The organism is Streptomyces sp. NPDC020489 (genome assembly GCF_044386545.1).
Lineage (GTDB): Bacteria > Actinomycetota > Actinomycetes > Streptomycetales > Streptomycetaceae > Streptomyces.
Map to the genome: position 1 here is coordinate 157,698 of NZ_JBIRUZ010000008.1, position 26,924 is coordinate 184,621.

General features: G+C 73.1%; 24 protein-coding genes, 2 tRNA genes and 1 pseudogene. 16 read left to right on the forward strand and 11 right to left on the reverse strand.

Annotated features, from left to right (window positions below; genetic code table 11):
- Position 1: 1 nt before the first annotated feature.
- Complete coding sequence (locus ACH41F_RS23005) at positions 2-871, reverse strand: fused MFS/spermidine synthase (RefSeq protein WP_391235907.1); 870 nt, start codon at positions 869-871, stop codon at positions 2-4.
- Between the two features lie 608 nt (positions 872-1,479).
- A complete protein-coding gene (locus ACH41F_RS23010) occupies positions 1,480-1,911 on the reverse strand; it encodes a hypothetical protein (RefSeq protein ID WP_391235910.1) in 432 nt (143 codons plus the stop codon).
- Between the two features lie 275 nt (positions 1,912-2,186).
- Here ACH41F_RS23010 and ACH41F_RS23015 point away from each other — a divergent pair, with 275 nt between their 5' ends.
- Positions 2,187-3,626, forward strand: coding sequence for a hypothetical protein (locus ACH41F_RS23015; RefSeq protein WP_398837255.1), 1,440 nt, complete (start codon positions 2,187-2,189; stop codon positions 3,624-3,626).
- Here the strand turns inward: ACH41F_RS23015 and ACH41F_RS23020 are convergent.
- A complete protein-coding gene (locus ACH41F_RS23020; protein WP_398837257.1) occupies positions 3,623-4,219 on the reverse strand; it encodes a histidine phosphatase family protein in 597 nt (198 codons plus the stop codon). The two genes, ACH41F_RS23015 and ACH41F_RS23020, sit on opposite strands and share 4 nt — an antisense overlap.
- A gap of 189 nt (positions 4,220-4,408) precedes the next feature.
- On the opposite strand from ACH41F_RS23020, the gene ACH41F_RS23025 reads away from it, so the two are divergent.
- The 7 genes from ACH41F_RS23025 (at position 4,409) to ACH41F_RS23055 (ending at position 10,835) form a co-directional block, all read left to right on the forward strand.
- The gene (locus tag ACH41F_RS23025) at positions 4,409-5,362 is read left to right on the forward strand and encodes a phosphatase PAP2 family protein (RefSeq protein ID WP_391235920.1); all 954 of its coding nucleotides are present in this window, start codon (positions 4,409-4,411) and stop codon (positions 5,360-5,362) included.
- Positions 5,313-6,458, forward strand: coding sequence for a hypothetical protein (locus tag ACH41F_RS23030; protein WP_398837259.1), 1,146 nt, complete (start codon positions 5,313-5,315; stop codon positions 6,456-6,458). Before ACH41F_RS23025 ends, ACH41F_RS23030 begins: the two co-directional genes overlap by 50 nt.
- The gene (locus ACH41F_RS23035; protein ID WP_398837261.1) at positions 6,449-8,035 is read left to right on the forward strand and encodes a hypothetical protein; all 1,587 of its coding nucleotides are present in this window, start codon (positions 6,449-6,451) and stop codon (positions 8,033-8,035) included. The genes ACH41F_RS23030 and ACH41F_RS23035 overlap by 10 nt, the downstream gene beginning before the upstream one ends.
- On the forward strand, positions 8,032-9,366 hold the full coding sequence (locus ACH41F_RS23040) for an AAA domain-containing protein (protein WP_398837263.1): 1,335 nt from the start codon (positions 8,032-8,034) through the stop codon (positions 9,364-9,366). Before ACH41F_RS23035 ends, ACH41F_RS23040 begins: the two co-directional genes overlap by 4 nt.
- A 335-nt stretch (positions 9,367-9,701) precedes the next feature.
- Positions 9,702-10,067 (forward strand): hypothetical protein, encoded by a 366-nt coding sequence (locus ACH41F_RS23045; protein WP_391235932.1) that lies wholly within the window; start codon positions 9,702-9,704, stop codon positions 10,065-10,067.
- Between the two features lie 107 nt (positions 10,068-10,174).
- Positions 10,175-10,771: a bifunctional DNA primase/polymerase gene (locus ACH41F_RS23050; protein ID WP_391235935.1), complete on the forward strand. Its 597-nt coding sequence runs from the start codon at positions 10,175-10,177 to the stop codon at positions 10,769-10,771.
- Positions 10,762-10,835, forward strand: a tRNA-Lys gene (locus tag ACH41F_RS23055). Before ACH41F_RS23050 ends, ACH41F_RS23055 begins: the two co-directional genes overlap by 10 nt.
- Before the next feature lie 182 nt (positions 10,836-11,017).
- On the opposite strand, the gene ACH41F_RS23060 is transcribed toward ACH41F_RS23055, so the two are convergent.
- Positions 11,018-12,289 carry a M6 family metalloprotease domain-containing protein gene (locus ACH41F_RS23060; protein WP_391235938.1) on the reverse strand — a complete coding sequence of 424 codons (1,272 nt, stop codon included), beginning with the start codon at positions 12,287-12,289 and terminating at the stop codon, positions 11,018-11,020.
- Between the two features lie 283 nt (positions 12,290-12,572).
- Between ACH41F_RS23060 and ACH41F_RS23065 the strand changes: the two genes are divergently transcribed.
- Positions 12,573-14,390: a putative bifunctional diguanylate cyclase/phosphodiesterase gene (locus tag ACH41F_RS23065; protein ID WP_398837266.1), complete on the forward strand. Its 1,818-nt coding sequence runs from the start codon at positions 12,573-12,575 to the stop codon at positions 14,388-14,390.
- Here ACH41F_RS23065 and ACH41F_RS23070 read toward each other — a convergent pair.
- From ACH41F_RS23070 to ACH41F_RS23080, 3 genes and pseudogenes are all read right to left on the reverse strand, one after another.
- The gene (locus ACH41F_RS23070) at positions 14,369-15,457 is read right to left on the reverse strand and encodes an MsnO8 family LLM class oxidoreductase (protein WP_391235944.1); all 1,089 of its coding nucleotides are present in this window, start codon (positions 15,455-15,457) and stop codon (positions 14,369-14,371) included. The genes ACH41F_RS23065 and ACH41F_RS23070 overlap by 22 nt on opposite strands.
- 185 nt (positions 15,458-15,642) lie before the next feature.
- Positions 15,643-16,374 carry a decarboxylase gene (locus ACH41F_RS23075; protein ID WP_398837268.1) on the reverse strand — a complete coding sequence of 244 codons (732 nt, stop codon included), beginning with the start codon at positions 16,372-16,374 and terminating at the stop codon, positions 15,643-15,645.
- Positions 16,371-16,526, reverse strand: a pseudogene (locus ACH41F_RS23080) (decarboxylase); the annotation flags it as partial. The gene ACH41F_RS23075 and the pseudogene ACH41F_RS23080, both read right to left, overlap by 4 nt.
- 168 nt (positions 16,527-16,694) lie before the next feature.
- Between ACH41F_RS23080 and ACH41F_RS23085 the strand changes: the two are divergent.
- The 7 genes from ACH41F_RS23085 to ACH41F_RS23115 all read left to right on the forward strand — a co-directional run bounded on the left by ACH41F_RS23085 (position 16,695) and on the right by ACH41F_RS23115 (position 21,997).
- On the forward strand, positions 16,695-17,642 hold the full coding sequence (locus tag ACH41F_RS23085) for an NAD(P)-dependent oxidoreductase (protein WP_391235950.1): 948 nt from the start codon (positions 16,695-16,697) through the stop codon (positions 17,640-17,642).
- Between the two features lie 145 nt (positions 17,643-17,787).
- Positions 17,788-18,717, forward strand: coding sequence for an ectoine/hydroxyectoine ABC transporter substrate-binding protein EhuB (gene ehuB, locus ACH41F_RS23090; protein WP_398837271.1), 930 nt, complete (start codon positions 17,788-17,790; stop codon positions 18,715-18,717).
- Positions 18,714-19,430 (forward strand): ectoine/hydroxyectoine ABC transporter permease subunit EhuC, encoded by a 717-nt coding sequence (gene ehuC / locus ACH41F_RS23095; RefSeq protein ID WP_391235955.1) that lies wholly within the window; start codon positions 18,714-18,716, stop codon positions 19,428-19,430. Before ehuB ends, ehuC begins: the two co-directional genes overlap by 4 nt.
- A complete protein-coding gene (ehuD, locus tag ACH41F_RS23100; protein ID WP_391235958.1) occupies positions 19,427-20,077 on the forward strand; it encodes an ectoine/hydroxyectoine ABC transporter permease subunit EhuD in 651 nt (216 codons plus the stop codon). The genes ehuC and ehuD overlap by 4 nt, the downstream gene beginning before the upstream one ends.
- Entirely contained in the window at positions 20,067-20,873 is an 807-nt protein-coding gene (ehuA, locus tag ACH41F_RS23105) for an ectoine/hydroxyectoine ABC transporter ATP-binding protein EhuA (RefSeq protein WP_391235961.1), read from the forward strand. The genes ehuD and ehuA overlap by 11 nt, the downstream gene beginning before the upstream one ends.
- A 193-nt stretch (positions 20,874-21,066) precedes the next feature.
- Positions 21,067-21,825 (forward strand): IclR family transcriptional regulator, encoded by a 759-nt coding sequence (locus ACH41F_RS23110; RefSeq protein WP_398837274.1) that lies wholly within the window; start codon positions 21,067-21,069, stop codon positions 21,823-21,825.
- 98 nt (positions 21,826-21,923) lie between these two features.
- Positions 21,924-21,997 (forward strand) — tRNA-Lys (locus ACH41F_RS23115).
- A gap of 639 nt (positions 21,998-22,636) precedes the next feature.
- Here the strand turns inward: ACH41F_RS23115 and ACH41F_RS23120 are convergent.
- The 4 genes from ACH41F_RS23120 to ACH41F_RS23135 form a co-directional block, all read right to left on the reverse strand.
- Entirely contained in the window at positions 22,637-24,250 is a 1,614-nt protein-coding gene (locus tag ACH41F_RS23120; protein ID WP_398837276.1) for an AMP-binding protein, read from the reverse strand.
- 55 nt (positions 24,251-24,305) lie between these two features.
- Positions 24,306-24,818, reverse strand: coding sequence for a hypothetical protein (locus tag ACH41F_RS23125; protein WP_391235971.1), 513 nt, complete (start codon positions 24,816-24,818; stop codon positions 24,306-24,308).
- A gap of 212 nt (positions 24,819-25,030) precedes the next feature.
- Positions 25,031-25,636 carry a lytic polysaccharide monooxygenase gene (locus ACH41F_RS23130; RefSeq protein WP_398837279.1) on the reverse strand — a complete coding sequence of 202 codons (606 nt, stop codon included), beginning with the start codon at positions 25,634-25,636 and terminating at the stop codon, positions 25,031-25,033.
- A gap of 98 nt (positions 25,637-25,734) precedes the next feature.
- On the reverse strand, positions 25,735-26,874 hold the full coding sequence (locus tag ACH41F_RS23135) for an SPFH domain-containing protein (protein WP_391235977.1): 1,140 nt from the start codon (positions 26,872-26,874) through the stop codon (positions 25,735-25,737).
- Positions 26,875-26,924: the final 50 nt, after the last annotated feature.

The window sequence follows — 26,924 nt, forward strand, 5'->3', positions numbered from 1 at the left end:
GCTAGCGGAAGACCGAGGGCGGTGGCGCGGGGGAGGCGACCGCCGCCGCGTCCGTCACCGGTGCCGCTCCGCCGGTGAAGTCGGTGAGGGACCTGCCGTGTTCGACGCGGCCGGGGTGCGGGTCGGAGGCGGCCCGGCGGGTCAGTTCCGCGACCGGCAGCGGGGCGTCGGAGGCGATCAGGACCGCGTTGCCGAAGCGTCTGCCGCGCAGGACCGTCGGATCGGCGATCAGGGCGAGGTGCGCGAAGCGGGCGGCGGCCGTCGCGATCTGGCCGCGCAGGTGGGCGAGCGGGGGGCCGTCGGCGAGGTTGGCGGCGTAGACGGCGGTGGGCCGGAGCGCTCTGCGGACCTCGTCGAGGAACTCCGTCGAGGTCAGGTGGGCGGGGGTGCGGGCCCCGCTGAAGACGTCCGCGACGACCAGGTCGGCCCAGCCGTCGGGCACCTTGGCGAGTCCCGCGCGGGCGTCCGCCGCCCGCACCCGGACACGGGCGCCGGGGTCCAGCGGCAGTGCGCGTCGGACCAGGTGGACGAGGGCCTCGTCGCGCTCGACGACCTGCTGGGTGGAGCGGGGCCGGGTGGCGGCGACGTACCGCGCGAGGGTGAGGGCGCCCCCGCCCAGGTGCACGGCGTGGACGGGCTTGCCGGGCGGGGCGACGAGGTCGATGACGTGCCCGAGCCGCCGCTGGTACTCGAAGGAGAGGTACGCGGGGTCGTCCAGGTCGACGTGCGACTGCGGCGCCCCGTCGATGAGGAGCGTCCAGGCACGCGCGCGGTCCCGGTCGGGTATGAGCTCGGCGAGACCGCCGTCGACAGCCTCCACCACGGCTTCGACGACCGCCTGCCCGCGCCGACCGCTCCTGGACTTTCCCATGGCGCCATTGTCGCAAGCGGCGGGGACGGGCGCCGCCGGGGCCGGGTACGGGCGGGACGGGCTACGGGTGGGACGGGCGCCGCCGCGGCTGGCTGTGTGCGGGACGGGCTGCGGGCGCGACGGGCGCCGCCGGGGCCGGGTGCGGGCGGGACCGGTGGCGGGCGGGACGGGCGCCCGCCGGGACCGGCTGCGGGCGGAACCGGCTGCGGGCGGAACCGGTGGCGGGCGGGACGGCGCCGCCAGGACCGGCTACGGGCGCGACCCACTGCGGGCGGGACCGACGCCGCCGGGGCCGACGGCGGGCGGGGGCAACGGCGGACGGGCCGGGCGCCGCCGGTGCGCGACGGTCCCGCCGGCACCGGCTGCGGGCAGGACCGGCTGCGGGCGGGACCGGCTGCGGGCGGGACGGGCGCCGCCGGGACCGGCTATGGGCGCGACCGCGCGGGACGGCGCCTCCGGGATCGGTTGCGGGCGCGACCCGCTGCGGGCAGGGCCGACGCCGCCAGGACCGGCTACGGGCGCGACCGGCTACGCACAGGACCGGCGCCGCCGGGGCCGACGGCGGGCGGGGGCGGCACCGGGCGGGAAACGACCCCGCCGCCCCGGTGTCAGCGGCAGTTGTCCGCGGCCTCGATCAGCCGCGCGGCCTCGCCCAGCGCCGCCCGCAGCACCGCCGGGTCGGTCGCGAGGTCCGCCTCCCCGGGGGGCAGCAGCCAGTCCGAGCCCGCCACCGGCGGTTCGGGGGTCAGTCGCAGACCGCGTCCGTCGGTCTCCGTACAGGTGCTTCCGGGGACGTCCCAGGCGGCCGCGGTGCCCGGCGGGACGACGAAACCGAGGGTGTTCCCGCCGTCGTCGTGCAGGACGGGGCCCACCGCGTCCGCGGACCCGCCGCGACGCAGGATGTCGACCGCCTCCAGGCCCTGCCGGGTCGGCACCGTGACGAGGTCGCACCCGGCCTGCGTCACCGGTGGCTCGCTGCACTCCGTCAGCGGCACACACGCTTCGATGCTCTGGCTGGTCTCCAACCCGGCCTTCACCACGGAACCCTCCTCGTGTCGAGCGGCTCGGGAGGCGGGGGGCGGCTCCCGGTCCTGCCGGGTTCAACGCGCGAGGGCGTCAACGGCTACGGCACAAGTCAGCCGCAAAGGATGGCAGTTCATGGCGGATGGTGGATGAGATATCCGGTTTGTAGCCAAACATCGCGTGGCGAACCCGGCACAGCGGGTACGTTCTTGCCCGCCGGAAACAGGGTGTCACACGCACAACTCACCTCGAATCCGGCATGGTTCGACGGTTCGCACGAGAGGACCTGGCCATGGCGTCGTCAACGATGACCTCGTCCCAGTACCCCAGGCCGCCGCGGCCGAACCTGGCGTTCCGGGAACTGCGCGGAGCGCGCTCCCCGGCCGAGTTCGCCGCAGCGGTACGACGGGCCGCCCGCGAGATCGGCGAGCGGGTCAGCTGTGACGCGCGCTATGTGGGCCGGGTCGAGGCGGGCGAGATCCGCTGCCCCAACTACGCGTACGAGCGGGTGTTCCTGCACATGTTCCCCGGCCGCACGCTCACCGACCTGGGGTTCGCGCCCCGCGCGTCCGTACGCGGACGCGGGGCGCGCACCCACGAGGTCGCGCCCCCGGCACTCGTCACGAGCCCCGCTCGCGCCGCGGGTGAGACATGGGGGGCGCACGAGCCGTATGACACACAGGACCCCTACGAGCCGTACGACAACGAGGAGAGCGACGTGCTGCGTCGCGCATTCATGACCGGCGGGGGCGCCACGGTGGCCGCCGCCTCACTGAGCCCTCTCGGGCTCGCCTTCGACGCCGCCGCGGCGGAACGCCCGGTACGCCGGGTCGGTACGGGCGAGGCGGCCGCCCTGGAAGAGGCGGTCCGCAGGATCCGGCTGCTGGACGACCGGCACGGCGCGGACGGGCTGTACCGGCGCGCGGCGGCCCCGCTGCGCGCCGCGTACGCGCTGCTGGACGCCGGCGTGACCCGGCAGGCGACCGCCGACCGGTTGCACTCGGGCGCGGGTGAACTCGCCATCTCGGTGGGCTGGCTGGCGCACGACTCGGGGCGCTACGACGACGCGCGCTCCCACTACGCGGAGGCCCTCGCGACCGCCCGGGTGACCGGCGACGCCGCCCTGGAGACGCACGCCTTCTGCAACGCGGCCTTCCTCGCGCGCGACGCGGGACGCCCGCGGGAGGCCCTGCGCGCCGCTCAGGCCGCGCAGCGGGTCGGACGCGGCCTCGGCTCCGCCCGGCTGATGTCGCTGCTCGCGCTGCGCGAGGCGGGCGGCTGGGCCGGGCTCGCCGACCGCACCGCCTGCGAACAGGCGCTGACCCGCGCCCAGGTCCTCTACGAGCGGGGCCCCTCGGACGCGGACCCCGAGTGGATGAGCTTCTACGGCGAGGCCGAGCTGGAGGGCCTGGAGGCGCAGTGCTGGTCGACGCTGGGCGACTGGCCCCGGGCGGCCCGGCACGCGCGGCGGGCGGCGCGGCTCCAGGACCCGCACTTCACCCGGAACATCGCCCTGTACACGGCCGAGCTGGCCAATGACCTGGCGCGCGGCGGGCGGCCCGACGAGGCCGCGGCGGCGGGCCTGCGGGGGCTGGATCTGCTGGGCGAGGTCCAGTCGTCGCGGATCGGGGCGATGCTGGCGGGAACCGCGCGCGTGCTGTCGCCGCACCGGCGGACCGCGGGGGTCTCGGTGTTCCTGGAACGCCACGCGGGCCTGCCGAGATCCGCCTAGCCGGCCAGATGCCCCAGGTCGTTCCAGCTCTCGATCGCCGGCTCCCCGTACGCCCACCCGAGCACCGACAGGGAGGTCGGGTTCAGCCGGACGCGGGCGGCGAAGTCCAGGGGCAGGCCCAGCCAGCGCGCGCCTATGGAGCGCAGGATGTGCCCGTGCGCGAAGACCAGGACGTCCCGGTCCGCGGCGCGGGCCCAGCCGACGACCTCGTCCGCGCGGGCGGTCATCTCGGCGAGGGTCTCCCCCTCGGGGACGCCGTCGCGCCAGATGAGCCAGCCGGGTCGAATGGCCTGGATGTCGTCCGGCGTCATACCCTCGTACGCGCCGTAGTCCCACTCCATGAGCGTGTCCCAGGTGCTCGCGCGCTCGCCGAACCCGGCGAGTTCGCACGTCTCACGCGCGCGTGACAGGGGGCTGGTGCGCACCTCGACACCCGGAAGTCCGTCGAGTGGCGCCCGGTGCAGGCGCTCGCCCAGGAGCTTCGCACCGCGGCGGCCCTCCTCCAGGAGCGGCACATCGGTCCTGCCGGTGTGCTTCCCGGCCAGCGACCACTCGGTCTGTCCGTGCCGGGCCAGCAGGATGCGCGGTGCCATGGGGTGAGCGCCTTTCGAGGAAAACACGGGCGGGCTCCCCCCATCATCCCGCACTCTGTGCGGGGGCAACCCGCCGGGCGATCTCTGCGTCCTAGAGGGCCGGGGGCCGCTCAGCAGGGCGAACACATACACCGTAAAGTGGTAAGACCGGGCAACCGGACGCCGCAACAAGAAGGGGGAGGCGATCGGATGCCGCACGCCGAGACACCAGGCCTCGAGGCAGCCGCGCGCACTCGCCTGCGCTGGTGGACCGAGCTGCCGTTGATCCTCCTGGTGTACGCCTGCTACTCGGCGGGCCGGCTCCTCGCGCGCGGTGACGTCACCCACGCCGTCGACCACGGCCTGGCGATCCTGAAGGTGGAGAAGGCCCTCCACATCAACGCCGAGCACCCGCTCAACCGGCTGTTCACCAACGAGGCCTGGATCGGCGTCCCGGCCGACTTCTGGTACGCGTCGCTGCACTACCTGGTCACCCCGGTGATCCTGGTCTGGCTCTTCCGGTCCCGCGCGGTTCACTACCGCGCGGCCCGGACCTGGCTGATGACGTCGACCTTCATCGGCCTGATCGGCTTCACCCTGCTGCCGACCTGCCCGCCCCGACTGCTGGAGCGGAGCCACGGTTTCGTCGACACGATGGCCCAGTACAGCTCGTACGGCTGGTGGGGCGGCGAGGCCAGCGCGCCGCGGGGCATGGGCGGCATGACCAACCAGTACGCGGCCATGCCGAGTCTGCACGTGGGCTGGGCCCTGTGGTGCGGCGTCATGCTGTGGCGCCACGGCGGAACGCGTACGGCGAAGGCCGCCGGTGTCGCCTACCCGCTGATCACCACGATCGTGGTGATGGGCACCGCCAACCACTACTTCCTCGACGCGGTCGCGGGTGCCGCCGCCATGGGTGTCGGCCTGCTGCTGGCGCCGTACGTGATGCGGGGCGCGGACCGGCTCAGGGCGCGCGCGACGCTGGTCCTCACGCCCGCCGCGGTGGGCACTCCCGGCACCCACGCCTCAATTGTCAGTGCCGGATGCCAGACTTCCGCGGGTGAGCGAATTCCACGGCAGCGCGAGTCACGGCTCGCAGCCGGAGCCGAGCCGAGTGCCTCTCCCACGGACGCGGGGGACGGCGCTCCGGCAACAGCTCGCTGAGCTGCGCGGTCCCGACGTACCGGCCAAGGCGCTGGATGCCCGCGCCCTGGCCGCCCTCGCCGCCAACCCGGGTTGCAGACGGCGCGCCATCCTCGACGGCGCCGGGGTGAACAAGGCGGCGCTGGCGAGCGCGCTCGGCGCGCCGTCGGCGTTCGGTCAGTCGCAGTTCGCGCTCACGCGGGGCAACGCCTTCGAGGCGAAGGTCAAGGCGGACGGCGGCGCCGAGCTGCTGCGACTGGTCCACGAGACGCTGGACCACCGGGCCGAGGCGCCCACCGGCGCGCGCGTGCCCGACCTCACCGCGATCGGCCCCGAGGGGCGCGCGGCACGCACGGCGCTGGCGCTGCGCGAGGCCACCGAGGCGGCCGGCGTCTGGACGCTGCTGGACCACCCCATGCTCGCCCTCGACGTCGCGGGCTCCCCCGCCTTCCTGGAGCCGGACGCGGTGGTGGTGCACCCGGACGGCACCTGGACGGTGGTGGAGATCAAGTCCTTCCCGATGCTGGACGGCTCGGCGGACCCGGCGAAAGTGGGCGCGGCGGCCCGCCAGGCGGCGGTGTACGTGCTGGCCCTGGAGCAGGTCGCCGCCCGGCTCCAGCCCGCGCCCGAGGTGCGCCGGCGGGTGCTCCTGGTCTGCCCCAAGGACTTCTCCAACCTGCCGACCGCGTCCGCCGTCGACATCCGCAAGCAGCGCGCGGTGACCGACCGGCAGCTGACCCGGCTCACCCGCCTCCAGGACATCGCCGACGCCCTCCCCGAGGGCACCTGCTTCGACCCCGCGCGGCCCGCCGAGGAGCTGACGGCGGCCGTCGAGGCGGTCCCGGCGACCTACGCGCCCGAGTGCCTGGCCGCGTGCGAGCTGGCCTTCCACTGCCGGCACCGCTCCCGTGAGGCCGGCGCGGTGACGGCCCTGGGCCGTTCCGTGCGCGCCGAGCTGGGCGGCCTGACCACCGTGGCGGACGTCCTGGCGGCGGCCCGCGGTGAGGCCGGCGACCCTCGGGACCCGGCGGTGGCGGCCCTGCGCAGGGCGACGGAGCTGCGGGCCGAGGCGCTGGAGGCGGCTCGGGAGGCACAGGAGGCGCCGGCATGTCGCTGATCGCCACCCTCGCCCGCCTGGAGGCCGTCAGCACCGGCCGCGCCCAGCCCTGCGCCACCGTCCGGCACCGCCACCTCTCCGAGCGCCCCATGGTCCTCGTGCCGCTCACCACCGCCGGTGAGGCCGGTGCCCCGCTCGGCGCGCTCGTCGGCACCGACCGGGACGCCCCGCGCCTGCTGGTCGTACCGCAGCCGCGCGACCGCGATCTGCGGTTCGCGTTCCTGGCCGAGCTGGCGGACGTCGTCCTGCCCTACGTCGACGCCTGTGCCGAGACCGTCGAGGCCGCCGAGCGCAGCGAGACGGACCCGGAGACCGGCAAGCGGGTCAAGGTCGAGGTCGAGCTGTGCGCGGACGCCCCGCAGCTGATCGTGCCGAGCCGCGCGGGCATCGACCTCGTCCGGCTGCTGGGGCGCTCCATGCGCTTTCGGCGTACGGCCGAGCAGGACCCTGAGTCCCCGCACCCCGCGCCCCCGCGCGTGCCGCTGCTCGGCCGGTGGCTGACCCATTTCGGGGAGCGGGCCCGGGTGCCGGGCTCCTCGTTGCTGCTCGCCGCGACGGAGCTGCTGTCCCGGCACTGGGCGACCGGCCAGTCCACGCTGGAGGACCAGCATCTGGGCGCGCTGCTCGCCTGGATCGACCCCCCGGCGGGCGCGACGGGCGCGCAGGCCGCGCTGGAGGCCGAGCTGGCCCGGGACGCGCACGGCCAGCTGCTGCACCCGCCGGCCGGCCCGGCCACCGACCCGGCGTTCGACAACAAACTGCTCGCGCCCGCCATCGAACGCTACGACCGCGCGCGGACCGCGCTCGCCGCCGCCGAGGACGGTCTGGAGGCGGACGACCGGCTCGGTGACCTCACCGCCGCCGAGCGCGCGATCAGGGAGTTGGTCGAGAGCCGGACCCGGCCCACCTGGGACGCGGTGTGGCGCGGCCTGGACCTGCTGCGGGCGCTGCCGGAGGGGGCGCGCGTCGAGGAGCGCTGGACCCGGGACCGCTGGTCCTTCACCAGCCACCGGGACCGGGTCCTGGCCGGTGAGCCCCCGCAGCCGCGCCGCGACGACGCGGTGACGGCCGCCAACAAGCTCGCCACCCGCGAGCGCGAACAGGCCCGTCTGGAGGCGCAGGAGGCGCTGGACGACCCGCTGGTGATGGCCGGGCGACGGCTGGCCGGGGAGGCGTTCGCGGGCGAGGTCACGGATGTCGTGATGGCGTACAGCGAGGGCAGACGCCCCAGCCCGCGCCCGCTGGTGACGGTCCGCACGGACGACCGCCCGTATCTCGCGGCGCGGGCGAAGGTGTACCGCTCGCTGAACGGCAAGCCGCAGGCGGCCGAGGTCGTGGACCACAGGGACGACGGTGTCGTCCTGCGTGTCCTGGACAGGATGGGTCGTGGCAAGGAGCCCGAGCCGGGTTCCGTGCCGGAGAAGGGCGACCGGCTCTGCTTCACCCTGTTCGAGCACGAGCAGCGGGGTGGCGCGAAGCTGCCCGACCCCGAGGACACGCCCTGGACGCACGGCGGGCCGCCCGGTGAGGCCGTCCAGGAGGCCGCCGACCGCATGACCGAGGAGGACGTCCTGTGACCACGGTCTTCGACCCCGGCGCGGCCGCGACGCAGGCCACCGAGGAGATCCTCCACGACACCCTGCACAGTGACCGGCGGGGTGTCGTCGTCGACTCCCCGCCCGGCGCGGGCAAGTCCACGCTGGTCGTCCGCGCGGCCCTGGAGCTGGCCGCGGCGGGGCGCCCGCTGATGGTGGTCGCGCAGACGAACGCCCAGGTCGACGACCTGGTGCTGCGGCTCGCCGAGAAGAATCCGGACCTGCCGGTGGGCCGGCTGCACAGCAGTGACGCCGACCCGTACGACAAGGCGCTGGACGAGCTGGCGAACGTACGCAAGTCGGCGAAGCCGGCGGATCTGGCCGGACTTCCCGTCACGCTCTCCACCGCCGCGAAGTGGGCGCACGTCAAGGTCGACGAGCCGTGGCGGCACGCGATCGTCGACGAGGCGTACCAGATGCGCTCGGACTCGCTGCTGGCCGTGGCGGGCCTGTTCGAGCGGGCGCTGTTCGTGGGCGACCCGGGGCAGCTGGACCCGTTCGCGATCGTGGGCAGCGAGCAGTGGGCGGGGCTGTCGTACGACCCGTCGGCGTCGGCGGTGACGACCCTGCTGGCGCACAACCCGGAGCTGCCGCAGCACCGCCTGCCGGTGTCCTGGCGCCTCCCGGCGTCGGCGGCGCAGCTGGTGTCGGACGCCTTCTACCCGTTCACGCCGTTCCGCAGCGGCACCGACCACGGGGACCGCGGCCTCGCCTTCGCGGTCCCGTCGGACGGCTCGGGTCCGGACCGGGTGATCGACGAGGCGGCGGTGTCGGGCTGGGGCCTGCTGGAGCTGCCCGCGCGGCACACCCCGCGCACCGACCCGGAGGCGGTGCGGGCGGTGGCGACGGTGGTGCGCCGACTGCTGGACCGGGGCGGCGCGGCGACCTCGGAGCGCTCCCCGGACCCGGTCCCGCTCACCGCCGACCGCATCGCCGTGGGCACGGCCCACCGCGACCAGGCGGCGGCCGTCCGCGCGGCCCTCGCCGAGCTGGGCGTGCCGCAGGTGACGGTCGACACGGCGAACCGGTTGCAGGGCCGCGAGTACGACGTCACGGTCGTCCTCCACCCGCTCTCCGGGCGCCCCGACGCGACCGCCTTCCACCTGGAGACGGGCCGCCTCTGCGTCCTCGCCTCCCGCCATCGCCACGCCTGCATCGTGGTCTGCCGCGCGGGCGTGAGCGACCTGCTGGACGACTACCCGTCGACGGAACCGGTCCAGCTGGGAACGCTGGTGAAGTTCCCGGACGGCTGGGAGGCGAACCACGCGGTCCTGGCCCGACTCGGCGAGCACCGGGTGGCCTGGCGCCCCTGACCACCCGCCCCGGCACCTGCCGGACAGGCGACCACCGCGACCGCCCCACCCGCCGGACGGAGTCCGGCACGCCGCCGGAGGGCGGCCGATGGTCGCAGCCCCGGACGGCTGGGAGGCGAACCACGCGGTCCTGGCCCGACTCGGCGAGCACCGGGTGACGTGGCGCCCCTGACCACCCCGCCCCGGCATCGCCTCCGACGACGATCCGCCGGAGGCGATGTGGGTGGAGGGGCGCTCTTGAGCCAGGCTCTGACGCCTACTTGCGGGGGCGCGGGACAATGGACGACGGCCCGGTCCGCAGAAGGGTCGTCGGTAGCGTACGAGGAGGACGAGACATGGCGGAGCCCACGCCGCGTCGTAATGAACCGCGGCTACGCCCCGCGCCCCTGCTGTTCGAGCCCGCGGAGGTGGCCGCCGATCCGGAGCACTTCTTCGACCTGGAGTCCATCGACGACCCCAGGGCGCTGCTGGCCCGGGCGACGGAGCTGACGCATGCCTTCCGGGCGGCGACGGACCGTGCCGTGGAGTTCCAGGCGATCGCGGCGGCCCAGTTGGCGGACCCGCGGCGGTTCGACCGGCTGACGACCGCGGACATCGCGGAGCGGGCCGAGTGGACCGAGGACTATGCCAAGAAGATGGTGGAGTTCGGCCGGGACCTGATGCGGGGCGCCGAGGGCAGGGGCACCATCGACCCTGCGTAAAGCTCTGGCATATGCCAGCTGGGCAAGATACCCCCCACCCCCCTCTTCTGTCCCGGTTTCCGGCAACCCTCTGAGACGGAGCGCTCACGCCCGGTACACCTGGAGGCATGAGCGACACAGGCAAGGAGCTCTTCCCCGACCGTTCGGACGTCAGCGGGGTCACCGCGGACGGGGCCGACTGGCTCGCCTCGGCAGGAACGTATCCGCGGAGCACGCTGGCCTTCTGGCGGGAGCGCCCGGACGCCCCGGTCGTCCTGCCCTGCGGCAGCGTCTTCGACGTGGTCAGCGTCCCCGCGGTCTTCGGGCGCCGGATGCTGGACCAGCTGTGGGACGAGGGGCCGGGTTCGGGACCGGTCGCGGTGTTCCGGGGCCGGATGCTGCTGTTCGCCGCGCCGGGCACCGCGCACCGGTTGCCCTCGCTGCTGCGGTGGGAGGAGTTCGGCCGCACCGGGGCGGTTCCGCCGCTGCTGTGCCACGGCACCGGCGACGCGGTGACCGTCCCCGCGCCGAGGCCCACGGGCACCTCCTCGACCCCGTTCGACAACCGCTGGCTGGTCGCCCCGGACACCCGTCACCCCTGGCTGCCGGGCCCCGAGATCCTGCTGTGGGCGGCCGTACGGGCGGCCCGCGCGGCCGTGCGGATATCGATTTTTCCCCCAGCCGATCAGGATGCTAAGGTCTACGACGTCAGCAGGCGCCGCTAGCTCAGTTGGTTAGAGCAGCTGACTCTTAATCAGCGGGTCCGGGGTTCGAGTCCCTGGCGGCGCACAGACAACGAAGGCCTCTCGCAAACGCGGGGGGCCTTCGTCGTGAGCGGGCGAGACCTCTCCGGCACGGCAGAGGCGGCCGGGGGTCCGGGGGTTGCCCCCGGGGAATGCAGCATCAGCGGGTCCGGGGTTCGAGTCCCTGGCGGCGCACGACATCGGCACGCAGTGGCCCCGGACCAGAACTCACCCGGTCGACGTGATCCGCACCGTCCACTGCCCCGAGGCCGTCCGACCCTCCGCTTCCACCCGTACGGTCGTCCCCGGCACCGTGAAGCTCTCGCCGAGGGTGACGGGGGCGTCCGCGAGCGGGGGGTAGACCGAGTCCTCCCAGCAGGCCTCGGTGCGGGGGTGGGCGTCGATCACCTGGACCGGGCCGCCGCCCGAGGCGGAGCCGGCGTGGACGCGGTAGACGAGGACGCCCTCACGGCAGGTCGCCGTGTCGTTGCCGACCGCGCCGCGCGCCTCGAAGGCGAGCGCGCTGTCGGGCCCGGTGCGGACGACCGCGAGCTTGGTGCCCCCGCCCAGGCCGAAGGCGGCGCCCCCGGCCGGGGCGCCCGCCCCGAGCGGCTCCAGCGTCAGCCGGGTCGAGCCCGGTACGCACGCCACCTGGCGCGGTTCCAGCCACCCCAGCTTCCACTTGTGCCAGGCGAACAGATCCGGTGCCAGGCCGAACTGGCTGCCCATCAGGTCCCAGTCGCCGACGTAGGTGTCCCAGTCGCCCTTGCCGTCCATCGGGCGGTGGTAGAGGTCCGGCAGGTCGAAGACGTGCCCGGTCTCGTGGGCCAGCACGAGCCGGTCCGGCGGGTGGTTCTCGAAGACCGTGACGACCCGGCGGATGTCCGTGCCGTCCGCGCGCAGCGGGGTGTCCAGGTTGACGACCTTCGTGGCGTCGGAGTCCACGCCGGGCGCGTCCGGGTCGGCCACGAAGTAGACGACGTCGTAGCGGGAGAAGTCCACCTCGGCGTCCGCCGCGGCCAGCGCGTCGCGCAGGTAGGCGGCCCGGTGGTACGCGTTCCAGTCGCGCTGTATGGCGTAGGCCGTGGACGACCGCGGCATCCCGATCCAGTGCCGGAGCGGGTGCGGGCGCAGGGTGAACCTGCCGTAGGAGGCCTGCTCGAAGAAGCGGCTGGTGGCCGGGAAGTGGTCGGCGGCCAGTTCGTCCGGGGTGGTGCGCGGGGTCGCGTCCGGGAAGGACAGGAACACCATCACCGCGTCCAGGTCGCGGGTCGGGCGCGGATAGGCGTGGTTCCAGGTGTCCAGACCCTCCGAGTGGTGCGCCTGGGTGCGGGGCAGGGCACACGGTTCGGCCGAGAAGGGTTCGGCGGCCGAGGGACCGGTGATGAGAGAGGTGGCGGCCAATGCCGACAGGGTGGTGAACACGGCCGCGGTGCTGCGCAGTCGGGGGCGCTGGAAAGGGCGCGGCACAGGGACCTCCGGGTGCGGTTCGCGGGACACCGCACCCAGCTTGTGCGTAATTGTCGTACTGCGTCCTGTTTGTCTGCACCAGACGAGTGAGTACGGCGAAGAAGCGTCAGAAGCGACACCCCGAATCGCTCACGGAACGTCACACCTGGTCGAGCGCCCTCAACAAGCCGTCCAGGTACGGGCAGAAACGATCTGTCAGAAGGGCCGGTCGTTCCGGGACACTGGACGATGGCTGGAAGGGGTGGGGGCCAGCCTCTATGATCGGCACACTTTCCTGCACGGACAGAGATCGAGTGCACTGCGGGAGCGAACGGTGAGCGGAACCTCCGAAGGGCCGGCGCCCGCGGCAGATCTCGACCGGGCGGTCGTCACGGACAGTGACTTCAGTACGTCTCCTCGTACGGAAACCCCGACGTACCGGTCGGCGTTCACGGCCGCGCCGCTGGCCATGGCCGTCGTGGACCGCGACGGTCTGGTCGCCGGTGCCAACGGAACGCTGGGCGAACTCCTCGGCTGCGCGCCCGAGGTGCTGACCGGGAAGTCCGCCGCCGAGCTGGTCGACCTGGCTTCGGACACCCGGACCTGGCACGCCTACCAGGAGGTGCTGCGCGGCCGGCAGGCCAGACTGCGCTGCACGCGCCGGCTCAAGCACCCCGACGGCCGGTCGGTGTGGGTGCAGATCACGGTCGCGCCGCTGGGCACGGGCGAGCCCGGTGTGCTGCTGTCGCTCGTCGACATCAGCTCCCAGCGTGAACTCCAGGCCCGGCTGCGGCACTTGCAGATGCACGACCCGGTGACCCGGCTGCCCAACCGGACCCTGTTCTTCGAGCGGCTGTCGGCCGCGCTGGAGGTGGAGTCGTACGCACAGGGCGGCACCGGAAGGATCGGGCTGTGCTATCTCGACCTCGACGGCTTCAAGGCGATCAACGACACCCTCGGCCACCGCGTCGGCGACCGGCTGCTCGCGGCGGTGGCGGAACGGCTGACGCGCTGCGCCGACGAGGCCGGCCTCACCCGGGGCAGCGTGCCGCTGGTGGCCAGGCTCGGCGGCGACGAATTCGCCCTGCTGGTCGAGGACTCGACCGGCACCGACCAGCTGGCGGACCTCGCCGAGGCCGTCCTGAAGGCGGTCCAGGCGCCCTTCGACATCTCCGGCCGGCGGCTGTCGGTCTCCGCCTCGATCGGCGTCGTGGAGCGGCACGCGGCCGGCACCACCCCCACCGCCCTGGTGCAGGCCGCCGACACGACCCTGTACTGGGCCAAGGCCGACGGCAAGTCCCGCTGGACGCTCTTCGACCCGGAGCGCAACGCCCACCAGATGACCCGCCAGGCCCTCGCCTCCACGCTCCGCCCGGCCATCGAGCGCGGTGAGTTCGTACTCGAGTACCAGCCACTGGTCGGGATGGAGGACGGCCGGCTGCGCGGTGTCGAGGCGCTGGTGCGCTGGAACCATCCGCAGTTCGGCATGCTGACGCCGAATCGGTTCATCGGACTGGCCGAGGAGGACGGCTCGATCGTCCAGCTCGGCCGCTGGGTGCTGGCCACCGCATGCCGTCAGGCACGGCAGTGGCAGCTGGACCACCCCGACGAACCGCCGATCTTCGTCAGCGTCAACGTCGCGGTCCGCCAGGTCTGGGACTCCGACCTGGTCGCCGACGTCGCCGACATCCTCGCGGAGACGGGCCTGGCCCCCGGGCTGCTCCAGCTGGAGCTGACGGAGTCGGCGGTGATGGGCTCGGCGGGCCGGCCGCTCCAGGTGCTCCAGGCGCTGAGCGACATGGGTGTCCACATCGCCATCGACGACTTCGGCACCGGCTACTCCAACCTCGCCTACCTCAGCCGCCTGCCGGTCGCGGTCCTCAAGCTGGACGGCTCCTTCGTGCGCGGCTTCCAGTACGAGGGGACGGACGCGTCGCCCAACCCCGCCGACGAGGTCGTCGTCGAGGCGATGATCCAGCTGGCCCACCGGCTCGGGCTGACCGTCACCGCGGAGTGCGTGGAGACCTCGGCGCAGGCCTCCCGGCTGCGCCGCATCGGCTGCGACACCGGCCAGGGGTGGCTGTACTCGCGGCCGGTGGCGCCGGATCGTATCTCCGAGTTGCTGACCGGTCAGGCGGTCGGCAAGCCGTAGGCGTCCGCGATCAGTTCGTACGACCGCAGGCGCAGCTCCCCGCTGTGGGCGTGGGACGTGATCATGAGCTCGTCGGCGCCGGTGCGCTTGTGCAGGTCGTCGAGGCCGGAGCGGACCTCGTCGGCGGTGCCGTGGACGACGTTGGCGTTCCAGGACGTGATGAACTCGCGTTCCATGGGGCTGAAGTCGTAGGCCTCCGCCTCTTCCGGGGTCGGGACGAGGCCCGGGCGGCCGGTGCGCAGGCGGACCATGTTCAGACTCGCGGCCAGCACCTGGCGGCGGGCCTCCTTCTCGTCGTCCGTGGCGAGGGCGGAGACGCCGATGAGGGCGTACGGCTCCTTCAGGACCGCGCTCGGGCGGAAGGACTCGCGGTAGAGGTCGAGGGCCGGGACGGTGTTCTGCGCCGAGAAGTGGTGGGCGAAGGCGAAGGGCAGACCGAGGGTGGCGGCCAGGCGGGCGCTGAAGCCGGAGGAGCCGAGCAGCCAGATCGGCGGGCGGTGCGGGGACTGGACGCCGCCGGGGGACGTCGACTGGACGGGGCCGGGGACCGCGTGGATACGGCGGTAGGGGTGGCCGTCGGGGAAGTCGTCGTCCAGGAAGCGGGTCAGCTCGGCGAGCTGCTCGGGGAAGTCGTCGGCGCCCTCGTTGAGGCGGTCCGTGCGGCGCAGGGCGGCGGCGGTGGCGCCGTCGGTGCCGGGGGCGCGGCCGAGGCCGAGGTCGACGCGGCCCGGGGCCATCGCCTCCAGGGTGCCGAACTGCTCCGCGATGACCAGCGGGGCGTGGTTGGGCAGCATGACGCCGCCCGAGCCGAGCCGGATGCGGTCGGTGTGGGCGGCGAGGTGGGCGAGGATCACTGCGGGGGACGAGGAGGCGACACCGGGCATGGAGTGGTGCTCGGCGACCCAGTAGCGGTGGAAGCCGCGGGACTCCGTCAGCTTGGCGAGGGCGACGCTGGTGCGCAGGGCGTCGGTGGCGGTGCGGCCGGCGCCGACCGTGACGAGGTCGAGTACGGAGAGGGGGGTGGGGGCGGTGCCGTGGGTCGTTCCCCGAATCTCGTCTGCCGTCACTGGGGTGCCTCCTGTGGTGGGTGCCGTGCGCTGTTCCTCGGCCGATAACAGGAGGGTGGCTCCGTTTTATTCCTCCGGCCCTGAAGGGGCCTGGCCTTTATTGCTCCGGCGCTGAAGGGGCTTCGCCCGGGAACGCCGGACGGGCCGCAGAGGTCCGGCCCGTCCGGCGTTCCCGAGCGAACCGGCTACACCTGCACGATCGGTTCCCTGGTGAACAGCGCGCCCAGGTTCGGCGCGTTCACCCGGCGATCCGCCAGGCGCAGGCCTTCCCAGACCGTGACCAGGTTGGCCGTGAGGACCGGCTTGCCGAGCTCCTTCTCCAGGGCGGCGACGTGCGCGGCCGTGCGCAGGGCCGTGTCCGGGAGCAGCAGGGCGTCGGCCTCCGCCGCGTCCGCCTGCCGCGCCAGGGTGAAGACCTCCTCCTCGCCCCACGCGCCGACCTCGGCGGCGGTGATGACGCCGGCGCCCTTCAGGCCCGTCACCTCCAGGCCGCCCGCCCGTAGGAAGTCCGCGAAGAGCTCCGCCACGTCGTCCGGGTAGGTCGCCGCGATCGCCACCCGCCGCGCCCCGACCTCCTGGGCGGCGTGCACGAAGGCGAAGGAGGTCGAGGAGGCCGGCATGCCCGCGGTGCGGGCGAGGGTGCGGACCTGCTCGTGGGCGCCCTCCCAGCCGTAGACGAAACTGCCGCTCGTGCAGGCCCACACCACCGACTCGGCGCCCGCCAGGCGCAGCTCCTCGACGCCGGCCGCGAGGCGTGCCTCGGAGCCCATGCGGCGCAGGGCGTCGGGGCGGTGGGCTTCCTCGCCGACGTCGGTGTGGACCACGTCCAGGCGGATGTCGCTGCCCAGGAGCTGCTCGATGCGCGGATAGTCGTCCTCGGCGGAGTGGCCCGGGTAGAGAAATCCGAGTGCGGTCATGTCCAGCCTTCCTGCTGCTCTTCGTCCGGCGGTACGGGGCGCACGGGGCCGGTCCTGGCCGCCGGATCGATCAGCGCCCGGTACGGCCCCACCGCTCGGGTACCCAATCGGCGCAACGCCGCCCACCTCGTCACCTGGTTGGCTGAGATCACCGAGGGGGCGCGGTCCGCCGGAAACGGGAGACGCCCTCGCAGCACACCCGACCTCACGCTGAGAGACGGTGCGGCAACGGACCGTGCACCCGCCCGTGTTGACGCCGGTGGGTTCGGGTGCGAGCGTGGTCGATCCGCGCATGTCGGACGCCCGAGGAACGGTTTGCGATGACCGCCCCCACCCTTCTCGTGCTGGACGCCCATCCCCTCCCCCGCCTCGGCAGCCTCACCGGCCGCGCCCGTGTCGAGCACGCGGACGCCTCGACGCTGGCCGAGCGGCTGCCGTACGCCGATGTCCTGCTGGTGTGGGACTTCACCTCGACGGCGGTGCGCGCGGCCTGGCCGGGCGAGGGGCCGCGGCCGCGCTGGGTGCACACGGCGAGTGCGGGCGTGGACCATCTGATGTGCCCCGAACTCGCCGTGTCCGACACGGTGGTGACCAACGCGCGCGGGGTCTTCGACCAGCCGGTCGCGGAGTACGTCGCCGCGCTCGTCCTGGCGATGGCGAAGGATCTGCCGCGGACGCTGGACCTCCAGCGGGAGCGGGTGTGGCGGCACCGGGAGTCGGGGCGGGTGGCCGGGACGCGGGCGGTGGTCGTCGGCTCGGGACCGATCGGCAGGGCGATCGCCCGTACGCTCAAGGCACTTGGGGTCACCACGGCCATCGTCGGCCGTACCCCGCGCACCGGTGTCCACGGTCCCGGGGACCTGGACCGGCTGATCGGCCGGGCGGACTGGGTGATCGCGGCGGCGCCGCTGACCGAGGAGACCCGAGGGATGTTCGACACCCGGCGGTTCGGGGTGATGCAGCCGTCGGCGCGGTTCGTGAACGTCGGGCGGGGGCAGCTGGTCGTCGAGGCGGCGCTGGCGGACGCGCTGCGCAAGCGGTGGATCGCCGGGGCGGCGCTGGATGTGTTCGAGCGCGAACCCCTCGGCCCCGACAGCCCGTTGTGGCAGGTCCCCGATCTGATCGTGTCCCCGCACATGAGCGGCGACACGGTGGGCTGGCGGGACGAACTCGGCACGCAGTTCCTCCAGTTGTACGACCTGTGGGCGGCGGGCAAGCCGCTGCCGAACGTGGTCGACAAGAAGCGCGGGTACGTACCAGGGCACTGACTCGGACGGTCCGGACCGTGGGACGTGGAACGCGGTGGCGAGCTTCGCGCCCGTGAAGGGGAAAGGACCGGTCACGACCTCCTCGGTCAAAATCGGGCTCGAATCGGTCGGCATAAGTCACATCCGGTCGGGTAGCTGCGCCGCCATGGCTCCACCGATACGGAACGACATGCGCAACGCCACCCGAGACGACACAAAACCCTCCGGAACCACCCGCCGGTCGCTGCTCGCGGGGGTGGCGGCGCTCGGTGCGCTGGGGGCCGCCGGCTGCTCGCGGGTGGCCACGGCCTCGACGAAGGACGGCGGTGACCTGCTCGACCGCCTCCGGGCGGCCGGTGTCGTACGGCTGGGAATCGCCGGCGAGATCCCGTTCGGGTACATCGACAAGGACGGCAGGCTGACCGGTGAGGCGCCCGAGCTGGCGAGGGTGATCTTCAAGCGGCTCGGGGTGGACACGGTGCAGCCGGTGCCCACCGAGTTCGGGTCGCTCATCCCGGGGCTGAACTCACAGCAGTTCGATGTCGTGGCCGCCGGGATGTACGTCAACCCCGAGCGCTGCGAGCAGGTGATCTTCTCCGATCCGGACTACCAGATGCTCGATTCCTTCATCGTGCGCAAAGGCAACCCGAAGGGCCTGCACACCTACAGGGACGTCGTGGAGAAAAAGGCCAAGTTCGCCACCGGGACCGGATATGCCGAGATCCAGTACGCCGTCGACGCGGGGTACGCGGAGAGCGACATCCTGATCGTCCCCGACCAGGTCGCCGGACTGAACGCCGTCGAGGCCGGACGGGCCGACGTCTTCGCCGGTACGGCGCTGACCACCCGCGAGGTCGTCAAGAAGTCCGCCAAGGCCGAGGCCACCAAGGCCTTCGCGCCCCTCGTGGACGGCAAGCCGCATGTCGACGGCGGCGCGTTCGCGTTCCGGCCGACCGAGACGCGGCTGCGGGACGCCTTCAACGCGGAGCTGCGGAAGCTGAAGAAGAGCGGGGAGCTGCTCCGGATCCTCAAGCCCTTCGGTTTCACCGAGGCCGAGATGACCGACCTCACCGCGAAGGAGCTGTGCGGCGGATGACCACGGGACTCTGGGAACTCGTACTCAAGGGCGTCTGGACCACCCTCCAACTGCTGGTGTTCAGCGCGCTGGTGGCGACGGCCGTGTCGTTCGTCGTCGGTGTCGCGCGCACCCACCGGCTGTGGATCGTGCGCTTCCTCGCCGGTTTCTACACCGAGGTGTTCCGCGGGACCTCGGCGCTGATCATGATCTTCTGGGTGTACTTCGTGCTGCCGCTCGCCTTCGGCTGGCAGCTGGTGCCGATGTGGGCGGGCACGCTCGCGCTCGGGCTGACGTACGGCGCGTACGGCTCGGAGATCGTGCGCGGCGCGCTGAACGCGGTGGACCCTGCGCAGCAGGAGGGCGGGATCGCGCTCAGCTTCACGCCCTGGCAGCGGTTGCGGCTGATCCTGCTGCCGCAGGCGGTGCCGGAGATGATCCCCTCGTTCTCCAACCTGCTGGTCGAGCTGCTCAAGGGCACCGCGCTGGTGTCGATCATCGGCATGGGTGACCTGGCGTTCAGCGGCAACCTCGTGCGGCTCGCGTTGCAGGAGAGCGCGGAGATCTACACGTACCTGCTGGTCATCTACTTCGTGATCGCCTTCGCCCTGACCCGGGTGATGCGCGGCCTGGAGAAGAGGCTGAAGGCGGGGGTCGGCAAGGCTCCGGAGCGCGGCGCCGCGCGTGAGCTGAAGCGGGCCGAGACCACGGGCGTCGGAGGTGCTGTCTCGTGAAGTGGGACTGGAATGCGGTCGGCGACTTCATGCCGCAGTTCTGGGACGGTCTGCTGGTCACCCTCCAAGCGCTCGCGCTGGGCTCGGTGATCTCGTTCGCGCTGGGCCTGGTGTGGGCGCTGCTGATGCGGTCACCGACCCGCTGGGTGACCTGGCCGGTGGGCGCGGTCACCGAGTTCATCCGGAACACGCCGCTGCTGGTGCAGCTGTTCTTCCTCTTCTACGTGCTGCCCGAGTGGGGCCTGACCTTCTCCGCGCTGACCACCGGGGTCCTCGCGATCGGCCTGCACTACTCGACGTACACGATGCAGGTCTACCGGGCCGGTATCGAGGCGGTGCCCGTCGGCCAGTGGGAGGCCGCGACGGCGCTGAACCTGCCGGTGGCCAGGACGTGGCGGGTGGTGATCCTGCCGCAGGCGATCCGCCGGGTGGTGCCGGCGCTCGGCAACTACGTCATCGCGATGCTCAAGGACACGCCGCTGCTGATGGCGATCACCGTCCTCGACATGCTCGGGCAGGCGCGGCTGTTCTCCCAGGAGCACTTCCAGTTCACCGAGCCGCTGACCGTGATCGGCGTCGCCTTCATCCTCATCGCCTATCTGGCCTCCCTCCTCGTGCGAGCCCTGGAGCGTCGTCTTGTCCACTGACACACAGCACACCCCCGGCATGAACCCCGCCGACAAGAACCCCTCCGACGAGCGACCCGGCGGTGAGCTGATCCGGCTGGAGCAGGTCACCAAGCGGTTCGGGAGCAACACCGTCCTGGACCATCTGGACTTCTCCGTCGACGCCGGCAAGCACGTCACCCTCATCGGGCCGTCCGGTTCGGGCAAGACCACGATCCTGCGGCTGCTGATGACGCTGACCAAGCCCGACGAGGGGGTCATCACCGTCGACGGGCAGCAGCTCTTCCCCGCGCCGGAGAAGCAGGTCCGCGAGGTCCGCAAGCAGATCGGGATGGTGTTCCAGCAGTTCAACCTGTTCCCGAACATGTCGGCGCTCAGGAACATCACCGAGGCCCCGGTCACCGTCCTCGGCATGTCCAAGGACGAGGCGGAGGCGCGCGCCCTCGAACTGCTGGACCTGGTGGGACTGGCCGACAAGCGGGACGCGCGGCCCTCGCAGCTGTCCGGCGGCCAGCAGCAGCGGGTGGCGATCGCGCGGGCGCTGGCGATGCGGCCGAAGGTGCTGCTGCTGGACGAGGTGACCTCGGCGCTGGACCCGGAGCTGGTCGCGGGCGTCCTCGACGTGCTCAGGGACATCGCCCGCAGCACCGACATCACGATGCTGTGCGTGACCCACGAGATGAACTTCGCCCGGGACATCTCGGACAAGGTGCTGATGTTCGACTCGGGGCGGATCATCGAGGCCGGCCCGCCGGAGAAGATCTTCGGCGAGCCGGAGAAGGACCGTACGCGGGAATTCCTCAGCGCGGTGCTCTGACCGCGGGAGGTGGAGGGGCCTGCGGGCGAGGTCCAGCGACTGGGGCATGACGTTGGCATATGCCAGGAGGTCAGCGTCCCAGCTGAGAGGGATGGAATCTCGTCAACAGGCCCCCACTTCAAGCCCTTTGCGGGCTATCGTGGAAAGGATTCGCTGTCCGGATCACGGCCCAGTAGAGCGCAGGGGGAACACCGTGGCGCTGAAGCACGAGCCGACCGCGCCGTACCACTCGGCCCAGGACGCCCTACGCGTCCTGGAGGCCGTGGCACGGCACACCACCGGAGTAACCGACACCGAACTCGCCCGCGAGACCGACATCGACCCGGAGCGCCTGACCACGCTCCTGAGGATGCTGCGCCGCGAGGGCTACGTCGAGCAGGTCACCGACGGCGCGTACGTCACGGGGGACGCGCTGACCCGCCTCGGCTCCGCGCACGACCGTGAGCAGGCGCTGCGCGAGACGCTCCAGCGCACCCTGGACCGACTGCGCGACTCGGTCGGCGCCGCGGTGTACCTCAGCCGGTACGTCGACGGCGAGATCAGGATCGCCCAGTACGCCGACGGGCCCACGACCCCCGTGGTCAACGAGTGGGTCGACTTCCGCTACTCCGCCCATGCCACCGCGATCGGCAAGAGCCTGCTGGGGCAGCTCGACCACAACAGCCGGCGCGACCATCTCTCCCGGCACAAGATGGCCCGCCTCACCTCGCGGACCATCACCAGCGACAAGCTCCTGCTGTCCCGGCTCGAGTCCCAGCCGCCCACGGTCCCCCACCTCGACCTCCAGGAGTACGCGGTGGGCACGGTGTGCGCGGCCGTCCCCGTCACGGCCGGCTCCTCGGTGGGCTGCCTCGCCCTCTCCCTCCCCGTCGAGCACGCCCACCGCCTCCGCAAGGCCGCCGAGGCCCTGAACAGGAACGCGGCGCCCGTCCTGCTCTCCCTGGCCATCTGAGGCCCGCCCGAGCGTGGTCAGAAGCACGCCCTGGGACCGGGTAGTATTTTCTCTGTCGCCAGCCGCGAGACACAGATCCAGCGGAGGGCGTGAGTCATGCGCCGCTAGCTCAGTTGGTTAGAGCAGCTGACTCTTAATCAGCGGGTCCGGGGTTCGAGTCCCTGGCGGCGCACCTCAGAAGGGCCTCTCGTGGGAGCGAGGGGCCCTTCGAGCATTTCGCGGGGCGCGGGGACTCCGGGGGCGCGGGGACTCCGGGGACGCGGGACGCGGGGACTCCGGGGGCCGGGGCGGCTGGGGGCGCGGGGCCCTGGGAGCCGGGAGGGCGGCTGGGGGCGCGGGACCCCGGGAGCCGCGGGGCGGCTGGGGTCAGGATTCCGGGTGCCCGGCGGCGGCTGGGCGCGGGACCTCGGGGTGCCGAGCGGGCGGCTGCGGGCGCGGGACCTCGGGGTGCCGAGCGGGCGGCTGCGGGCGCGGGACCTCGGGGTGCCGAGCGGGCGGCTGGGGGTCTGGGGGTTATCCCCCAGGAGATGCAGCATCAGCGGGTCCGGGGTTCGAGTCCCTGGCGGCGCACCTCAGAAGGGCCTCTCGTGGGAGCGAGGGGCCCTTCGAGCATTTCCCGGGGCGCGGGGACTCCGGGGACGCGGGACGCGGGGACTCCGGGGGCCGGGGCGGCTGGGGGCGCGGGGCCCTGGGAGCCGGGAGGGTGGCTGGGGCGCGAGGCTCCGAGAGCCGCAGGGCGGGGTCGGGATCCCGGGTGCCCCGGCGGCGGCTGGGAGCGGGACCTCGGGGTGCCGAGCCGGCGGGTGGGGACTCAGCGTGCGGTGGGGTCTCCGGGGCTCAGTGTCTCGATGTCCTGTGTCGTCAGGATGCGGTATGTCTGTTCGCCCGGTGGGCGCCACCACAGTGGGTCTGGGCAGTGGAGGGCCTCCCTGCGCAGGAGGGCGCGGTGGATCTTGTTCGTCGCTGTGACCGGCATCCGCTTCACGACCCGGACGAAACGGGGGGCCATCTTCGTGCCGAGGTCGGGCTGGGCCGTGAGGAACGCGGTGAAGGTCTCCGGGTCGAAGGTGCCGGCGAGGGCCGCCATGACCTGGTCGCCGGTCACGGGGTCCGGGACCGCGTACACCGCGACGGCGTGCGCGCCCTCGTAGCGCGCGAGGATGTTCTCGATCATCGCGGCGGCCAGGTTCTCGCCGTCGACGCGCAGCCGGTCGTCGGTGCGGCCCGCGAAGTAGAGGTAGCCGTCCGCGTCCCGGCAGAACAGGTCCCCCGTCCAGTACCAGCCGTCGCGGCGCCGTTCCGCCTCCGCCGCCGGGTTGCGCCAGTACCCCTCGAAGGGGTTCGGCCCCTGGTTGACCAGCTCCCCTATCGCCTCGTCCCCGTTCAGCAGCCGCCCGGCCCCGTCGAACACGGCCGCCGGGCACTCCGCGCGCGTCCGCGGATCGAGGACGACGAGCCCGGGCCCCGCCCGCCCCACCGCCCCGGCCGGCGTCCCCGGCGACCACTGCACGGCCGCCCCGCCCTCCGAGGACCCGTACCCCTCCACCAGCCGCACCCCGAACCGCCGCTCGAAGGCGGCCGCGTCCGCCGCCCCCGCCTCCGTGCCGAAGCCCATCCGCAGGGGGTTGTCCCGGTCGTCGGCGCGCTCCTCGGTGGCGAGGACGTACTGCACGGCCCGGCCCACGTAGGTGAAGTACGTCGCCCCGTACCGGCGTACGTCCGCCAGGAACCCCGCGGCCGAGAACCGCCGCCGCAGCGCGACGCCCGCTCCGGCGGCGAGGGCGGGGGCCCAGTCGGCGATCACCGCGTTGCCGTGGAACATCGGCATGCAGACGTAGTGGACGTCGTCGGGGCGCACCCCGAACTGCCCGGCCAGCGAGCGGCCCGCGGCGGCCAGGCGGCCCTGGGTGCAGATCGCGGCCTTGGGGGCGCCGGTGGAGCCCGAGGTGAAGTAGAGCAGGAGACGGTCGCGCGGGCTGGCCTCGGCGGCGTCCGGCCGGGCGCCCGCGTACGGGGCGAGCAGGGCGTCGTACTCCTCGCCTCCGGTCACCAGCACCCGTACGCCGGGGAGTTCGAGGCCGGCGAGCAGCGGGAGGTGGGCCGGTTCGGTGACCAGGACGCGGCACTCCGTGTGCAGGATGTCCCGGGCGAGTTCGGGGCCTCGGCGGGTGGGGTTGACGCCGGCGACGGCGTTGCGGGCGAGGGCGGCGGCGCTCAACCAGAGCGGGTACTCAGGGGTGTTGTCGAGCAGCACGCCGATGTGGGCGCCCGGTGGCAGCAGGTCTCTCAGCAGGGCCGCCCGGGCCGCGGCGGCGGACGCGACCTGGTGATGGGTGAGCACCCGGTCCTCGCACCACAGCCCCGGCCGGTGGTCGCCCCACCGGGCGGCGACGAGTTCGGCGACCGTGCCCCTGTTGGACTCCATGGCGGCGCACGGTAATTGATGGAGGGTCAGATGTGGAGTGCCGCGGCAGTGGGGGTCACGGGGTCAGCGTCACGCCGTCGACCACGACGACGTCGGTGGAGTCGCCCTGACCGCTCCCGAACTCGTCGTCCGACATCTGGTGGTACGTGACCATGAAGCCGACGCAGAACACGACGGCCACCCCGAGGAACGCCAGGGTGAGGCCGGTGGACACCGCCAGCCTGCCGCGGGTCGGCGCCTTGGCCGTGGCGACGATCTCGTGGCCCTCGGCGTAGTGGATGGTGACGAAGTCGCCCTGGACGATGGTCGCCGGGCCGTCCTCCTCCTCGAAGCGGATCGTGCGGCCGTCACGGGCGGTGAACTCGTAGACGTGGTGCAGCGTGGTGTGCACGGACGTGTCATGGGCGCCGCCGTGCATCGTCGTGAACGTCCGCAGACAGCGCCCCTCGGCGGTCAGCCCGCTGTTCCAGGCGCTGCGCAGCTGCATCGAGCGCCGCAGTACGCGGGAGGCCAGGAAGACGACCACGGCCAGGATGAGGCCGGGTACGGCGTAGAAGATGAGGTCCATGGCGCTTCCCCCGAAGTCGACGTGATGATCGTGAGGGGAACTTACCCACTGGTAGACCCGGGGTTGCTCAAGTCAAGCTCAGAGTTCGGGCACCGTCGCCCGCGCGCGCAGCGCGAGGACCTCGCCGCCGGTGTCACGGCGGCGAGGTCCGTCGCTGTCGTCGAAGCGGATCGCCCCTGCCGGAGTCGATCGGAGGAACCTTCCGGAGTCGATCAGAACGTGACGTCCGAGCAGGCGTAGAACGCGTTGCCGGTGTCGGCGACCGTCCACACCGCGAGGATCACGTGCCGGCCGCTCAGACCCGACGGCAGGGTGCCGCTGTGGGAGAGGGTGGCCGGGGGCTGCTGGCTGTTGTACGGGACCGTGAGGAACGGGGTCAGGTTGAGGTCGGAGCGGGCCAGGTTGTGGTTCTGGTTCCAACCCGCCTTGGTGACGTAGTACTTGAAGTCCGTGGTGGCGTGCCGGGCGGTGAACTGCCAGCGGAAGGTGTAGCTCTGACCGCCCGTCACCCTGGTGGCGGGCCAGGCGCCGCCCGAGGGCGTGCGCGGCGCGCTGAGCTGGCTGAACCGGCTGTTGCCGCCGCTGCATATCGTCCCGTCGGCCGGGCCGGAGCCGGGGAAGCCCTTGGGCCCCTCGACGCTCTGCGGCTCCCACTGGATGTCGCCGCAGCCCGTCACCGTGCCGTTCTGGCAGAGCTTCTGCCGGCTGACGGGGAGGTCGGTGTAGCCGTGTCCGCTGGCGCCGCCGGAGGAGAGCACGAGGGCTCCGGCCGTGCTGAGGCCCAGCACGGCCGCGTACCACTTGGTCTTTTTGCGCATGCTGCCGCTCCCTGGAGAACGTGGGGGAAGTTCAGTGAGCCGTGCAGGTCTAGACCAAGTTCCAGAATATTGCCGTTACTTGAGCATGTCCAGACCAATCACTGGCCCGCCTCACCCCGCCCCGCGCAGAACGCCACCGTCAAGTCCTTGACCAGCGCCTTGCGTTCGTAGTCGTCCAGTTCCACCAGGCCGCGCATGGTCAGCCGGGTCACCGTGTCCTCCACCGAGTCCACGACCGAGGTCAGCACGCTCGCCCGCTGCTGGGCGTCCAGGGCGGCGATCCGGCGGCGGTGCATCGCGGCGGCCACCTCGGGGGCGTACTCGACGCGCACCGGCTGCACCGAGAACACCTCCAGCCCCACCGCCCCCGCGTCCGCCGCGACCAGCCGGGTCAGCGCGTCCGTCGCCGAGTCCATCGACGCCCGCGCCGAACCCGGCAGTTCCACCGGCACCCGCACCAGCGCCGCCTCCACGCACTCGCGCAGATACGTCTCGTGGTCCTCCAAGCCCAGCGTGGCCCGCGCGGTGTCCCGCACCCGCCACACCACCAGGACGACCACCCGCAGCGCGACCCCGTTGCCGTCGGCGGCCGGCATCGGCTCGCTGCGCCAGTGCCGCAGCCGTACGTCGACGCGGCGGCGCAGCAGCAGCGGGTTGACCCACATCAGGCCGGTGCGCCGGACGGTGCCCCGGTAGCGGCCGAAGAGTCCGAGCACCCAGGCCCGCCCGGTCCGCCCGCGCGCCAGCCCGCCGAAGCCGAACAGACTCAGGGCGCCGGCACCGGCGTACGCGACCCACTGGGCGGGGCCCAGGCCGGCCCCGGCGTACTCGGGCAGCCGCAGCGCCTCCACCGCGAGCGGCGGGAGCAGGCCCGCCCACCACGAGGTGGCCACACAGCCGGCCGTCCCGCAGGCCCCGGCGAGCACCCCCGCCGAGCCGGGCAGCACCCGGGCGGGCCGTTCCACCAGCGCCGGGTCGACCTGGGGCGCGGGCCGCGGCGCGGCCTGCGCCGGGCGCCGGAAGCGGGGCTGCTCGCCGGTGCCCTGCCGGCGTCCGACGACGGCGGGGCTCAACGGCACGGACCCGGTCTCCGGGTCGTCGCGGAACAGCAGGTGGACGGGGATCTCGGTGGTCGCCTCGTTCTGGATCAGCCGGGCGGGCCGGGTGCCGGACGTGGTCTCGGCGGGCCCTTCGGACCCGGGGGACTCGGGGGTGGGTGAAGTGGTCGTCGTGCTCATGCGTGCTCCAGCCTCCGCGCCAGATGCGTCATGACAGTGGGTGGGTGGTG

Bases quoted from the DNA above. Each gene is read 5' to 3' on its own strand.
- ACH41F_RS23005 (WP_391235907.1), bottom strand. From the start codon at position 871: ATGGGAAAGTCCAGGAGCGGTCGGCGCGGGCAGGCGGTCGTCGAAGCC.
- ACH41F_RS23015 (WP_398837255.1), top strand. From the start codon at position 2,187: ATGGCGTCGTCAACGATGACCTCGTCCCAGTACCCCAGGCCGCCGCGG.
- ACH41F_RS23020 (WP_398837257.1), bottom strand. From the start codon at position 4,219: ATGGCACCGCGCATCCTGCTGGCCCGGCACGGACAGACCGAGTGGTCG.
- ACH41F_RS23025 (WP_391235920.1), top strand. From the start codon at position 4,409: ATGCCGCACGCCGAGACACCAGGCCTCGAGGCAGCCGCGCGCACTCGC.
- ACH41F_RS23035 (WP_398837261.1), top strand. From the start codon at position 6,449: ATGTCGCTGATCGCCACCCTCGCCCGCCTGGAGGCCGTCAGCACCGGC.
- ACH41F_RS23045 (WP_391235932.1), top strand. From the start codon at position 9,702: ATGGCGGAGCCCACGCCGCGTCGTAATGAACCGCGGCTACGCCCCGCG.
- ACH41F_RS23050 (WP_391235935.1), top strand. From the start codon at position 10,175: ATGAGCGACACAGGCAAGGAGCTCTTCCCCGACCGTTCGGACGTCAGC.
- ACH41F_RS23075 (WP_398837268.1), bottom strand. From the start codon at position 16,374: ATGACCGCACTCGGATTTCTCTACCCGGGCCACTCCGCCGAGGACGAC.
- ACH41F_RS23085 (WP_391235950.1), top strand. From the start codon at position 16,695: ATGACCGCCCCCACCCTTCTCGTGCTGGACGCCCATCCCCTCCCCCGC.
- ehuB (WP_398837271.1), top strand. From the start codon at position 17,788: ATGGCTCCACCGATACGGAACGACATGCGCAACGCCACCCGAGACGAC.
- ehuC (WP_391235955.1), top strand. From the start codon at position 18,714: ATGACCACGGGACTCTGGGAACTCGTACTCAAGGGCGTCTGGACCACC.
- ACH41F_RS23120 (WP_398837276.1), bottom strand. From the start codon at position 24,250: ATGGAGTCCAACAGGGGCACGGTCGCCGAACTCGTCGCCGCCCGGTGG.
- ACH41F_RS23125 (WP_391235971.1), bottom strand. From the start codon at position 24,818: ATGGACCTCATCTTCTACGCCGTACCCGGCCTCATCCTGGCCGTGGTC.
- ACH41F_RS23130 (WP_398837279.1), bottom strand. From the start codon at position 25,636: ATGCGCAAAAAGACCAAGTGGTACGCGGCCGTGCTGGGCCTCAGCACG.
- ACH41F_RS23135 (WP_391235977.1), bottom strand. From the start codon at position 26,874: ATGAGCACGACGACCACTTCACCCACCCCCGAGTCCCCCGGGTCCGAA.